The organism is Dyella sp. C11, from assembly GCF_003121485.1.
GTDB lineage: Bacteria > Pseudomonadota > Gammaproteobacteria > Xanthomonadales > Rhodanobacteraceae > Dyella.
Genome location: NZ_QAVX01000020.1, coordinates 1 through 12,277 on the forward strand (window position 1 = coordinate 1; position 12,277 = coordinate 12,277).

At 63.2% G+C, this 12,277-nt stretch carries 13 protein-coding genes; 7 read left to right on the forward strand and 6 right to left on the reverse strand.

What is annotated here, in order from left to right; genetic code table 11:
* Together DK366_RS21745 and DK366_RS16705 are read left to right on the forward strand one after the other, a co-directional pair.
* A partial coding sequence (locus DK366_RS21745; protein ID WP_109126705.1) for a hypothetical protein occupies positions 1-377 on the forward strand: 377 nt, incomplete at its 5' end.
* Between the two features lie 136 nt (positions 378-513).
* On the forward strand, positions 514-1,635 hold the full coding sequence (locus tag DK366_RS16705; protein ID WP_109126706.1) for a phospholipase A: 1,122 nt from the start codon (positions 514-516) through the stop codon (positions 1,633-1,635).
* Positions 1,636-1,641: 6 nt separating this feature from the next.
* On the opposite strand, the gene DK366_RS16710 is transcribed toward DK366_RS16705, so the two are convergent.
* Both DK366_RS16710 and DK366_RS16715 read right to left on the reverse strand, forming a co-directional pair.
* Positions 1,642-2,820, reverse strand: a complete 1,179-nt coding sequence (locus tag DK366_RS16710) for an NAD(P)/FAD-dependent oxidoreductase (RefSeq protein WP_109126707.1) — start codon at positions 2,818-2,820, stop codon at positions 1,642-1,644.
* 105 nt (positions 2,821-2,925) lie between these two features.
* Positions 2,926-3,408 carry a peptidylprolyl isomerase gene (locus DK366_RS16715; RefSeq protein WP_109126708.1) on the reverse strand — a complete coding sequence of 161 codons (483 nt, stop codon included), beginning with the start codon at positions 3,406-3,408 and terminating at the stop codon, positions 2,926-2,928.
* A gap of 118 nt (positions 3,409-3,526) precedes the next feature.
* Here DK366_RS16715 and dacB point away from each other — a divergent pair, with 118 nt between their 5' ends.
* On the forward strand, positions 3,527-5,140 hold the full coding sequence (gene dacB / locus DK366_RS16720) for a D-alanyl-D-alanine carboxypeptidase/D-alanyl-D-alanine-endopeptidase (RefSeq protein WP_109126709.1): 1,614 nt from the start codon (positions 3,527-3,529) through the stop codon (positions 5,138-5,140).
* On the opposite strand, the gene DK366_RS16725 is transcribed toward dacB, so the two are convergent.
* Positions 5,125-5,610 carry a glutathione peroxidase gene (locus DK366_RS16725; protein WP_109126710.1) on the reverse strand — a complete coding sequence of 162 codons (486 nt, stop codon included), beginning with the start codon at positions 5,608-5,610 and terminating at the stop codon, positions 5,125-5,127. The two genes, dacB and DK366_RS16725, sit on opposite strands and share 16 nt — an antisense overlap.
* Before the next feature lie 144 nt (positions 5,611-5,754).
* Between DK366_RS16725 and DK366_RS16730 the strand changes: the two genes are divergently transcribed.
* The 3 genes from DK366_RS16730 to DK366_RS16740 all read left to right on the forward strand — a co-directional run bounded on the left by DK366_RS16730 (position 5,755) and on the right by DK366_RS16740 (position 8,338).
* Positions 5,755-6,780 carry a methionine ABC transporter ATP-binding protein gene (locus DK366_RS16730; protein ID WP_109126711.1) on the forward strand — a complete coding sequence of 342 codons (1,026 nt, stop codon included), beginning with the start codon at positions 5,755-5,757 and terminating at the stop codon, positions 6,778-6,780.
* Positions 6,777-7,457 carry a methionine ABC transporter permease gene (locus DK366_RS16735; protein ID WP_109126712.1) on the forward strand — a complete coding sequence of 227 codons (681 nt, stop codon included), beginning with the start codon at positions 6,777-6,779 and terminating at the stop codon, positions 7,455-7,457. The genes DK366_RS16730 and DK366_RS16735 overlap by 4 nt, the downstream gene beginning before the upstream one ends.
* A gap of 77 nt (positions 7,458-7,534) precedes the next feature.
* A complete protein-coding gene (locus tag DK366_RS16740; protein ID WP_109126713.1) occupies positions 7,535-8,338 on the forward strand; it encodes a MetQ/NlpA family ABC transporter substrate-binding protein in 804 nt (267 codons plus the stop codon).
* 55 nt (positions 8,339-8,393) lie between these two features.
* Here DK366_RS16740 and pncB read toward each other — a convergent pair whose 3' ends face one another.
* A complete protein-coding gene (pncB, locus tag DK366_RS16745; RefSeq protein ID WP_109126714.1) occupies positions 8,394-9,590 on the reverse strand; it encodes a nicotinate phosphoribosyltransferase in 1,197 nt (398 codons plus the stop codon).
* A gap of 332 nt (positions 9,591-9,922) precedes the next feature.
* Between pncB and DK366_RS16750 the strand changes: the two genes are divergently transcribed.
* Positions 9,923-10,738, forward strand: coding sequence for a cytochrome c (locus DK366_RS16750; protein ID WP_109126715.1), 816 nt, complete (start codon positions 9,923-9,925; stop codon positions 10,736-10,738).
* Here the strand turns inward: DK366_RS16750 and DK366_RS16755 are convergent.
* A complete protein-coding gene (locus DK366_RS16755; protein WP_232821090.1) occupies positions 10,735-11,823 on the reverse strand; it encodes an aminopeptidase in 1,089 nt (362 codons plus the stop codon). The genes DK366_RS16750 and DK366_RS16755 overlap by 4 nt on opposite strands.
* Before the next feature lie 56 nt (positions 11,824-11,879).
* Positions 11,880-12,263 carry a hypothetical protein gene (locus DK366_RS16760; RefSeq protein WP_109126716.1) on the reverse strand — a complete coding sequence of 128 codons (384 nt, stop codon included), beginning with the start codon at positions 12,261-12,263 and terminating at the stop codon, positions 11,880-11,882.
* Positions 12,264-12,277 lie beyond the last annotated feature (14 nt).

Sequence of the window (12,277 nt, forward strand, 5' to 3'; positions counted from 1 at the left end):
GCGCGCAGCTCCGCCACACCGACACGCCACCGCCTCCGCCGCCGCAACCGACGGACGCGATGCCGACGTCGCAGACACCGCCGCCGCCGACGCAGGTGATGCCGGCCACGCAGCCCACGCCTCCGCCGCCCCCGGGCGGTACGCAGGCACAGACCAATACGGCTGGCCAGCAGGTGACGATCAATTCCAGCGTGCCGCCGGTGAACGCCGGACCTGCGCCCAGCTTCGAGCAGCTGGCCAACGGCAAGCGTTACATCAGTGAAAGCGATGCATCGGCGTACCCACTGCTCGCCAACGACTGGAATTATGTCGACAAGGGTCACGCGGGTCGCGTGAGCAAGGCACAGTACGAAGCCTGGTTGAACCATAACCAGTAACATGCAACACCCCTCGACGCGGGTCGCCGGCAACGGCGGCCCGCGTCGTCACGTGCGATGCATGGCGTGGCTGGTATGGAAACCATCACCGGCAAAGCGTTGCTTATCGCCAGCCCGACCAGGATGGAGCCTCACCATGCGATTGAAGTCCGCGGCAGCCTTGTCGCTCACACTCGGCCTGCCCGCACTCGCCGCCCACGCGCAAAATCCCAGCCCGATGGATATTCGCGCGTGCACGGCCATCGAAACCGATTCGCAGCGACTGGCCTGCTACGACAAAGCCACCGGTCGCGACAATCTGCCAGCGGCGCAGAAAAAGTCGGACGACACCACGCAAGCACCCACCAGCGCATCGTCGAACAACATGTTCGGCCATGAAACGGCCAAGGGTGCGAACAACGCATCGACGACGTCGGTGGCCGCAACGGCGCCAGAAGTAAAACCACTTTCGCTGCTCGACAGCCGCTGGGAGCTGTCACCCGAAAGCAAACTCGGCACGTTCAACCTACGTGGCTACAAACCCGTCACCGTGTTGCCGTTCTTTGCCAGCAGTAATCAGAACCGGTTGCCGACCAGTCCCAATCCGCTGAACACCGTCGATCAGCCACAAGAACTGGACAACATCGAGGCGAAGTTCCAGATCAGCCTGAAGACCAAGTTGTGGCAGGGCGTGTTCGGTGACGAAGGCGACTTGTGGGCGGCTTACACGCAATCGTCCCGCTGGCAGGTCTACAACAAGGAAGAATCGCGTCCCTTCCGCGAGACCGATTACGAGCCTGAGGTGATGTTGATGTTCAACACGAACTACGAGCTGGCCGGCTGGGATGGCCGACTGCTCGGCATCGGCATCAACCACCAGTCCAACGGCCAGTCCGATCCGTTGTCGCGCAGCTGGAATCGCGTGATGGGTTACATCGGTTTCGAACGGCCCACGTGGACCATCATGTTCCGTCCTTGGTGGCGCATTCCCGAAGGTGGCACCGACGACAACAATCCGGACATCGACAACTACATGGGTCGAGCCGACATGCAGATCATCCACGAGTGGAATGGCCAGGAGTTCGGCCTGATGCTTCGCCACTCCCTGCGCGGCGGCAGCGAAAGCCACGGCGCGGCCCAGTTCACCTGGTCCTTCCCGGTCATCGGCAACCTGCGCGGTTACATGGAACTGTTCAAGGGCTACGGCGAAAGCATGATCGACTACAACCACAACGCCACGTATCTCGGCATAGGCGTGTCGCTGCTCGACTGGTATTGATCGCGGTTACCACCAGCTGCGCTTGGTGCCGGTCAGGATGCGCAGCATCTGTCCGCGCGCCACGGGCATGCGGCCCAACGGCCCAAAGCAGCGGTCGCGCATGCCCGACAATGCCTGATGATCCGATTGGAACAGTGGCGTCAACCAACGACTCAGTCGCTGGTAGATGCCCACATGCGTTCGCCTGAGCCGATGGTAGGCAGCGAGACCGGACGCCACGTCATCGTTGCCCGCCAACGCCTCGGCCAGTGCCTGCGCATCGAGAAGCGCCATGTTCACGCCCTGGCCGAGCTGCGGGCTCATGGCATGCGCCGAGTCCCCCACGAACACCACGCGACCGTGCGACGAATGGCGTAGCACCACATCCCGGTAACGTGCACGATGCAATTGCGTGGATGATTCGATGCCCTCCAGCAAATGCCGGGCATCGGGCCACATGTCCCCAAAGCGACGGCGCAAGCGGTGCAACGCGTCATCATCGAACGCATCCACCTGCTCGCCTGGAAGGCTGTAGTAGAAGGTCAGCCATCGATCATCCGACGCATCGCGCTGCCCCACCGGCAGCAGTCCCGCCATCTCGCGCGTGCCGGCGTAGCGCTGATGAAGTACATCGGCATGCGGCCAATTCGCCGCGGGCAACAGGCACCACATGGCGCCCCACGGATAGACCCGTTCGCGCTGGATCAGACCCGGTTGCCTGCGCAGCACGGAATGCGCGCCATCAGCGGCGATCACCAGATCAAAGGGGCCATGCCGGTTGCCCGCCTGGTCGATCAGGTGTTGACCATCGTCAGCCAGGGCATGGATGCGCGTGCCCGTGACGACGGCATCGCGCCGCGCATAAGCGTCGTGCAGCAGGGAGAACAGCGCGCCACGCGTCATGCCCAGGCCGAAGCAATCGGGCGCGTGATCGGCATACCGCATGTCCATCACGGCGCGGCCGGCGAGATTGCAGCCGTAAAGGCGCTCGATACGTTGACCTCGCGCCAACGCCTGCTCGTGCAAGCCCAGCCGGGCCAGCACGGAAAGTCCCGTGGGTTGAAGCAGAAAGCCGGCGCCTACCGGACCGGGCGCAGCCGCTTGCTCGAAAACAGCAAGATCATGTCCGGCAGCATGGAGGAACAGGCAGCTGGCTTGACCGGCGACGCCATAGCCAACGATGGCGACGCGCAGTTTTTCTCGCATGACATCTCCTTGTCGAGCCAGGCCGTGGACCCGGCCTGGGGCAAGGCATCATGCCTTGCGTGGCGGGCGAAGGCGCGCGCGCCACCGCCCGCTTGCGCCATACGCTTAGTGGTGATGGCCGCCTTCACCGTGCACGTGACCGTGCGAAAGCTCTTCTTCGCTGGCCGGGCGCACTTCGGTCACTTCCACGTCGAAGTGCAGCGTCTGGCCGGCGAGCGGATGGTTGCCGTCGATGTGCACCTTGCCGTCTTCCACCTTGGTCACGGTGACGTTGATCACGCCCTGCGGACCGCGACCCTGGAACTGCATGCCCGGCTGGATGTCTTCCACGCCCTGGAAAGCCTCGCGCGGCACTTCCTGCACGAGCTCGTCGTGACGCACGCCGTAGCCTTCTTCCGGAATCACATCAACCTTGAACTGGTCGCCGACCTGACGGCCTTCCATCGCCTTTTCCAGGCCCGGGACGATCTGGCCAACGCCCTGCAGGTACACCAGCGGCTCGCGACCCTGCGAGCTGTCGAGGACCTGGCCGTTGTCATCGGTCAGCGTGTAATGGAAGGAAACGACGGAGTTGTTGGCGATCTGCATGATGGTCTCGAATGGGGAAGGAGTGCCTGCAAGGGCCGGCACGAATGAGCAAGATTAACAGACCACCCGTGACGGTGCCGGCTAGGCGCCAGCCCCGCGGATTGGCGATACTTCACCCATGAGCCTGCCGAACCGCCTGCTATGCCGTTGTACTGCCGTGTTTTTCGGCGTGACGGTGGCAGCGTCCGCGCTGGCGGCCCAGGCCTCATCGCCTCCCCCGCAAACCGCGGCTTCACCAGCGCAGGCGCCGGTGACAGCACCCTTGGGCGCGCAGATCGACAGCCTGATCAGCCAGCCGCGTTTCGCCGGAGCGGACTGGGGCATCGCGGTGATTTCGCTCAGCACGGGGCGAACGGTATACAGCCACCACGCGGACCAGCTGTTCCAGCCGGCGTCGACCGCCAAGCTCTTCACGGCGGCCGTGACGCTCAACGAACTGGGGCCGAACTTCCGCATCCCCACGCGTGTGCTGGCTGGCGGTGATATCCGCAATGGCCGGCTGGAAGGCCCGCTGATCCTCTACGGCATGGGCGATCCGACGCTGGGCGTCGACGCGGCCACGCTGCACTGGGCCGACCAGCTCGCCGAGCAACTGGCAAACCAGGGGCTTCATCGCATCCATGGCGACCTGATCGCCGATACGACGTATTTCGCCAGCCCGAGCATGGGCAGCGGATGGGAGGCCACCGACCTGCAAAGCTGGTTCGCGGTGCCGGCGACGGCGCTCAGCGTGAGCGAAAACCAGGTGGACGTGACCGTGACGCCAGGCATCGGCAACGGTGCCCCGGCCGAGTTGCGCTTCGAACCCGCCGAAGCCATGCCTACGGTGGCCAACGAGATCGTCACCAGTGCACAGCGCACGCGCAGCGACGTGAACCTGTACCGCGCACCGGGCGATGGCGTGCTCTACGCGTTCGGCAACATCGCGGCGAAGGCACCCCCGCAGAACTACAAGCTTGCCCTGCCCGATCCAGCACAGTTCGCGGGGCGCCAGTTGCAGGAAGCGCTGCTCCGCCACGGCATCCAACTCGACGGCAAACTGCTTACCGTGCACTGGCCTCGCCGCGACACGTTTCTGCCAGCCCAGCCGCGCACGCTCGCCGAAGTGCTTTCGCCACCCGTGGGCGAGATCCTGGAGCGCGGCCTGAAGCGCTCGCAGAATCTCTACCTGCAAAATCTGCTGCTGCTTTCCGGCGTCAAGGCGCAAGCGGATACCGAGCAGCGCGAAGGCAGCGCGGGCTTTGTCACCAGTGAGCGCTGGGGCATTCGCGCCATGCACCAGCTGCTTGAGCAAATCGGCATTACGCCCGCGGCCAGCCAGATCGAAGAAGGCACGGGCCTGTCGCGACGCAACCTGGCCACGCCCAACGCCATGGCGCGATTGCTCGTCTACCTTGCCGGCCAGCCCTACGGCCCGGCACTGGTCGAAGCACTGCCGATTGCCGGCATCGATGGCACGCTGCAATGGCGCATGCGCAACACGCCCGCGGAAAACAACGTGCATGCCAAAACCGGCAGCATGAGCTTCGTGCACTGCCTGGCCGGTTATGTCACCGCGAGCGATGGCGAACGACTTGCTTTCGCCATCATGCTCAACAACTACAGCCCGCCCGAAGGTGCGCCCAGCGCCACCAAGGACATCGATCAGATCGCCGTGCTGCTGGCGGGTCCGCGTTCACCCGCCGGCTCCGCTTCAGCCGCACCCACCGTAGCGAATCATCCAGCCAACTGAGCTTTCAGGTCCTTGCCGATTTTCTCCGGCGTATCGGTGGGCGCATAACGCTTCACCACCTGGCCCTTGCTGTCGACAAGGAACTTGGTGAAGTTCCATTTGATCGACTCGCTGCCCAGGATGCCCTTGCCTTCGCTCTTCAGCCACTTGTAGAGCGGATGTGTGCCGTCGCCGTTGACTTCGATCTTGGCGAACATGGGGAAGCTCACGTCGTAGCTCGTCGAGCAGAAGTTGCGTATTTCCGCTTCGTCACCCGGTTCCTGATGGCCAAACTGGTCGCAGGGAAAGCCCAGCACCACCAGGCCCTTGTCCTTGTCGGCGCGCCAGAGCGCTTCCAGCCCCGTGTATTGCGGGGTGAAGCCGCACTTGGAAGCCACGTTGACGATCAGCAGCGTCTTGTCGCGGAATTCGGCAAGCGAGCGCTCGTTGCCGTCAATGTCGCGGGCGGAGAAGTCGTAGACGGAGGTCATGGTGAAGTTCCTCGTGGAAAGGCGACCAGTCTAGGCCGGTTGACGCAGCGCGCGTAGCCCCACCCAAAGGCCCGCGTGCCTTATGCTTGCCTCCGGCCGGTCTCGCCGGCAGCACTCACGCCTCCCCGGCCCCGAAGGTACCCCGTGATCAGATTTCAGGATGTGCACAAGTCCTACCGTGTCGACGGCAGGGACGTCCCTGCACTGCAACCCTTCAGTCTCGACATTGCCGATGGCGAGGTGTTCGGCATCATCGGTCATTCGGGCGCGGGCAAATCGACGCTTATACGTCTGATCAACCTGCTGGAACGCCCCAGTGGCGGTCGCATCCTGATTGGCGACACCGACATGACGGCGCTGAGCGAAGCGCAGCTGCGCCACGAGCGCCAACGCATCGGCATGATCTTCCAGCATTTCAACCTGCTCGCCTCGCAAACCGTGGCCGAGAATGTGGCATTCCCGTTGCGAATCGCCGGCGAGCGCGACAATGCGGTGATTGGCCAGCGCGTGGACGAATTGCTGGCGCGCGTGGGGCTCACCGCGCATGCCAACAAATACCCGTCGCAGCTTTCCGGTGGCCAGAAGCAGCGCGTGGGCATTGCGCGTGCGCTGGCCAATCGCCCGTCGATCCTGCTGTGCGACGAGGCCACCAGCGCGCTCGACCCGCAGACCACGGCGGCCGTGCTTGAGCTGCTGTCGGAAATCAATCGCGAACTGAAACTCACCATCGTGCTGATCACGCACGAGATGGACGTGGTGCGTCGCGTATGCGACCGCGTGGCGGTGCTTGATGCCGGCCGCATCGTGGAAAGTGGCGCCGTCGCCGACGTGTTCCTGCACCCCCAGCAGGCCACCACGCGTCGCTTCGTCAACGAAGCGTTGCCGGAAGAAGCCGCCGGCGAGCAGATGCCGTTCGCACATGTGCCGGGACGCATCCTGCGCCTGTCGTTCCGCGGCGAAGCGACGTGGACACCGGCGCTGGGACGTGTTGCGCGCGAAACGAACGTGGATTTCAACATCCTTGCCGGCCGCATCGATCGCATCAAGGACCTGCCTTACGGCCAGCTCACGCTCGCCATGCAGGGCGAACGCGTGGACGATGCGTTGGCGACCCTGCGCGAGGCCGGCATCGAAATCGAAGACATCACTCCGCCGGAGAACCGCGCATGAGCGGCCCCTTGCAATCCCTCTTCCCCAACATCGACGACTGGAGCGAGATCGGTCACGCGTGTATCGACACGCTGCTGATGCTGGGTGGTTCGTTGTTGCTAACGGTGGTGCTCGGCCTGCCGCTGGGTGTGCTGCTGTACCTCACGGGCAAGGGCCAGCTGCGCGCCATGCCGCGGCTTTACGCCGTGCTATCGCTGCTGGTGAACATCCTGCGTTCGATTCCCTTCATCATCCTGATGATCGTGCTGATGCCGCTGACCTATGTGCTGGTGGGCACCAAGCTTGGCATCCGAGGTGCGATTCCACCACTGGTGATCGGTGCCGCACCGTTCTTCGCGCGTCTGGTGGAAACCGCGCTGCGCGAAGTGCAACGCGGTGTGATCGAGGCCAGCCAGGCGATGGGCGCCACCACATGGCAGATCGTGCGCCATGTGCTGCTGCCCGAGGCGCGCGGTGGGTTGATCGCAGGCACCACGGTCACGGCCATTGCACTGGTGGGTTACACGGCCATGGGCGGCGCGATTGGCGCCGGTGGCCTGGGCGACCTGGCCTATCGATATGGTTATCTCAGCTACAAATCGGACTACATGGTGGTCACGGTCATCCTGTTGATCGTGCTGGTGCAGCTGCTGCAAATGGCCGGCGATCGCATCGTGGCGCGGTATACACGGCACTGAGATCAAGGCTTTTGCATCCGGCGGTATGGACGGCTATTCTTGTGCACCGCATCAAGCGTTTAGCCCATATAACGACGATGAATAAGCTCATAGCCATTTTTTCCGCCGCACTCATCCTGGCCGGCTGCTCATCGTCGTCCAACAGTGGCGGCGACGCTGGCAGCCAGAAGCTCGTGGTGGCAGCCACTGCCGTACCACACGCGGAAATCCTCAAGCAGGTGAAGCCCATCCTTGCGAAGGAAGGCGTGGATCTGGAAATCAAGGTATTCGCCGACTACGTGCAGCCCAACGTGCAGGTGCTGGAGAAGTCGGTGGATGCCAACTACTTCCAGACCAAGCCGTATCTCGATGCATTCAACCGCGAGCGCGGCACCAACCTCACCATCGTGACGGGCGTGCACATCGAGCCATTCGGCGCCTATTCGCGCAAATTGAAGTCCATCGACCAGCTGCCTGACGGCGCCACGGTGACGCTGCCCAACGACCCCAGCAACAACAGCCGTGCGCTGCTGCTGCTTGCCAAGCACGGCATCATCACGCTGAAGGACCCGAGCAACGAGTTGTCCACGCAAAAGGACATCACGGCCAATCCGAAGCACCTGAAACTGCGTGAGCTGGAAGCCGCCATGCTGCCGCGCACGCTGGACGAAGTGGATCTGGCGCTCATCAACACCAACTATGCGTTGGCTGCCGGCCTCAATCCGACCAAGGACGCGCTGCTGATCGAAGACAAGGATTCGCCGTACGTGAACTACCTTGTCGCACGTCCGGACAACAAGGACGATCCGCGCATCCAGAAGCTGGCCAAGGCGCTGACCAGCCCGGAGATCAAGGCGTTCATCGAGCAGAAGTATCAGGGCGCGGTGTTGCCGGCGTTCTGATTTCCACGGTTCGTGCGAGAAAAAAAGGAGCGCATCACGCGCTCCTTTTTTTGTTTCAGCAAGGCAGCTTTTCCTGCTCGACGGGAATTTCGAACACCTGCCGCAGGTAGGTGACGTAAGCGTTGTCGTCGCACATGTTCTTGCCGGGTGTGTCGCTGATCTTCGCCACCGGTTGGCCATTGCAGCGGATCATCTTGATGACGATCTGCAACGGCTCGGGGCCCACATCGTTGGTGAGGTTGGTACCCACGCCAAAAGCCAGCTGGCAACGGCCATGGAAATGCTCGTAAAGCTGCATGACCTTGGGAATATCCAGGCCATCGCTGAACACCAGCACCTTGCTGCGCGGATCGACACGATTGGCGCGGTAGTGCGCCAGCACACGCTCGCCCCAGGCGAAGGGGTCGCCGGAATCGTGCCGCGTGCCATCGAACAGCTTGCAGAAATACATGTCGAAATCGCGCAGGAAGGCGCTGAGTCCATAGACATCCGACAGTGCGATGCCGAGATCGCCGCGATATTCCTTGGCCCAGGCTTCCAGCGCCGCCACCTGCGAATCGCGCAGCCGTGGACCGAGTGCCTGATGTGCCTGCAGGTATTCGTGCGCCAGCGTGCCCAGCGGCGTCAGGCCAAGCTTCCACGCCAGCCAGACGTTGCTGGTGCCCGCCAGCTGCCTGCCAAGGCCTTCGCGCAGCGTGGTGACCACTTCCTCATGCCACGCACGGGAGAAGCGGCGACGCGTACCGTAGTCGGCAATCTTGCAGTCGCTGTAGCCCTCGGTGTCGCGCAACAGGGCGATCTTCTCGCGCAGCCGGCGGCGACCTTCGGAAAGATCCAGCGCAGGCTGCGTATTGCGGAAATACACCTCGTTGATGATCGCCAGCAACGGCACTTCAAAAAGGATGGTGTGCAGCCAGGGGCCGCGAATGCGTATCTCAATTTCGCCGGGGCCGTCCTGCGCGGGGTAGATCTCCACGTACTTCGCGTTGAGCTGGAACAGGCCCAGGAAATCCACGAAGTCGCTCTTGATGAAGCGCCAGCTGCGCAGGTAATCCAGCTCTTCGGGCGTAAACCGCAGCGAGCACAGGCCGTGCAGTTCGCGTGTGATCTCGTCGATGTACGGAACCAGGTCGATGCCCGGGTTGCGGCATTTGAATTTGTATTCGACCTGCGCCGCAGGATAGTGGTGCAACACCACCTGCATCATCGAGAACTTGTACAGGTCGGTGTCCAACAGGGAAGTTACGATCATCGGTCGCTCACGCGCCTCGGGGAGTTTGCCGATTATCCTCGCCCTGCCCTCGCCTCGGCGAGTTTCGCCAAACGCCGGACAATAAAAACCCCGGTAGTCAGGGGAGGGACTACCGGGGTTTTGTCAGGCCTGGTCCATAACAAAGAGGGGAAAAGGACCGACCCCTCAGTGGCACGTTGGTGCTGTACCACTTCTTGTCGCCGTCACGGCGATACGATGAGTTAGTGTGGCCGGCGCGGATAGAGTTCAAGCGCCTCCCGAGTTTCGTTCAGGTTTCGGCAAGCTGGCCCGGCATGCCTACAATCGGCGCCTTCCCCACGCCGGACCCAACGATGCCCCGCCTGCCGCGACTGTTGTGCCTGATCGCCCTGTGCAGCGCCCTGCCCTTGCACGCAGCCGAGCTCATCGTTGACCTGGGGCATGGACCAAAGACCTACACCACGGCGCAACTGCTGGCCCGTGGCGACGTTCAAGTCATCCGCATTCCGGCGGATGTGTCGTTCAAGCGCCCGATGCGCTATCGCGCCGTGCCGCTGAAGGCCTTGCTCGACGGTGCCTCGCCGGACGACACACTCCAGTTCGTTGCCTCCGACGGCTTCGCCGCGCAGATTCCGGCCGCCCTGATCGTGCGGGCAAAAGGTTCCGAAGCATGGCTCGCGGTTGAAGACCCGGCCCGCCCGTGGCCGACGCTGGCCGAGATCAAGGGAGACGCCGGCCCCTTCTACGTGGTGTGGACGAATCCGGACGCCATGAAGATCACCTCGGAACAATGGCCGTTCCAGCTGGCCTCGATCCATCGTCAGGCGCCGGTCGCCCAGCGCTTTCCGGCCATCGTGCCCGATGCATCCCAGGCCCCCGGCAGTCCTGTCCAGCGCGGCTTCGTGGTGTTCCAGCACACCTGTTTCGCGTGCCATACGCTCAACGGCCAGGGCGACGCGAAACTGGGACCAGACCTCAATATTCCGCACAGTCCGACCGAATACCTGCGCGAGGATCTGTTCCGCGCCTACATCCGCGACCCGCAATCCCTGCGCCACTGGCCGCAGGCACGCATGCCGGGCTTTGACCGCAAGGCGTTGTCCGACCAGGAGCTGGACGACCTGCTCGCCTACCTGCGTTACATGGCGGCCCACAAGGCGCAGCCCTAGGGGCTGCCTGTCGCGCTCTGGGGCGTTGGCGGGACCGTCGGCTGACCCGTCGAGTCCAGCCATTGCTGCAACGATTTCTGACGCTGCGCGTAAGGCAACCGGGCAAACTCGCGCACATTCGCGTAGAAGGCAGGCCACTGCCCTTCCGAATGGCGGAACAGGGCCAGGAACACCGGCGTCCATCGATCGTAGATGCCGAACGGCAACAGCCGGGCGTTGTTGATCGGCCCGTTCACCCAGGCGTCGTAGCGATGGTCGTTCGGCCAATCCAGGTCGCGCCACTGCGCATAGCGCACACGGAAATCCTCGATGGTCTGCTGCTTGCGTTCGGCCATGGTCTTTTCATCCACGCCGCTGGCATAGAGCTTCTTGAGCCGATCGCGAAGGTCCATCACCAGCCAGGTGAAGCCGTCGTCCATGGTCTTCTCGTGATCGTCCTGCGGCGGCAGGCCGCGCGACTGGCGCCACTCACGCAAGCCTTCGTCCTGCACGAAGCTGGCGAACGACTCGTTGAAGGCGCTGTCGTCCTTCACGTAGATCAGCTGGTGCGCCAGCTCGTGGAAGATGGTGCCGGCCAGCTCGTCGTCGTCCCAGCGCATCATGCTGCTGAGAATAGGGTCGGAAAACCAACCCAACGTGGAATACGCAGGCACACCGCCAACGTAGACGTCGTTGCCCTCGCCTTCCAGCCGCGTCGCCTCAGCCTTGGCCTTGTCCTTGGAGAAGTAACCGCGATACGCCACGCATCCCGCAAAGGGGAAGCAATGCTGGATGGGAGAGATGGAAAAGCGCGGCGTGGCGAACACGTTCCACACCACGTAGGAGCGATCCAGCTTTACATAGCTGGTGTAACTGCGGTTGTCCGGCAGATCCAGATGGCTTGAAGCAAACCGCCGCGCTTCCTGCGAGAGCGCCAGGCGCTCCCGCGTCTTCTCATCGGTGCCAGGGTCGCGGATGACGTCGCTCACGTCGCGCCGGTTCGCCACCAGCTCACCCTGGCCCTTGGCCACATGCGCGTAGTAGTTGACGGTGCTGCAGGCAGAAAGCACCAGGCCCATCGTCATGACGGCGATGGGCCTGGACATTTCATTCGGAAGCGGCACGAAGCGGGATAACCTCATGCCGCGATTGTGCCCTGATTTCAGTGGCCGTGACCGCTCCAGCCGCCACCGTGGCCACCGCTCCAGCTGCCGTGGCCGCCGCGGTAATAACCACCGCCGCCGTGGTAGTAGCCACCGTGGTAATAACCACCGCCACGGTAGTACCCGCCGCGGTAATAACCGCCGCCGTACCAGCCGCCCAGGCCAATGCTTATCGCCGGCCCGTAACAGCAGCCGTAATAGCCGTAGCTGGGGTAGTAGTAACCGGGATAGTAGCCACCCGAGTAGGTGACGCCCGTACCGTAATAGGCATCGCCGCCGCCCGTGGCGACAGGGCGAACATAGCTATAACCAGGGTCGTAATAACAACCGGATAGCGCTGCGGTGGCAACCGCCAAGGCAAGACCGGCAAGCACGCGTTTCATGACGAAAGGCCTTC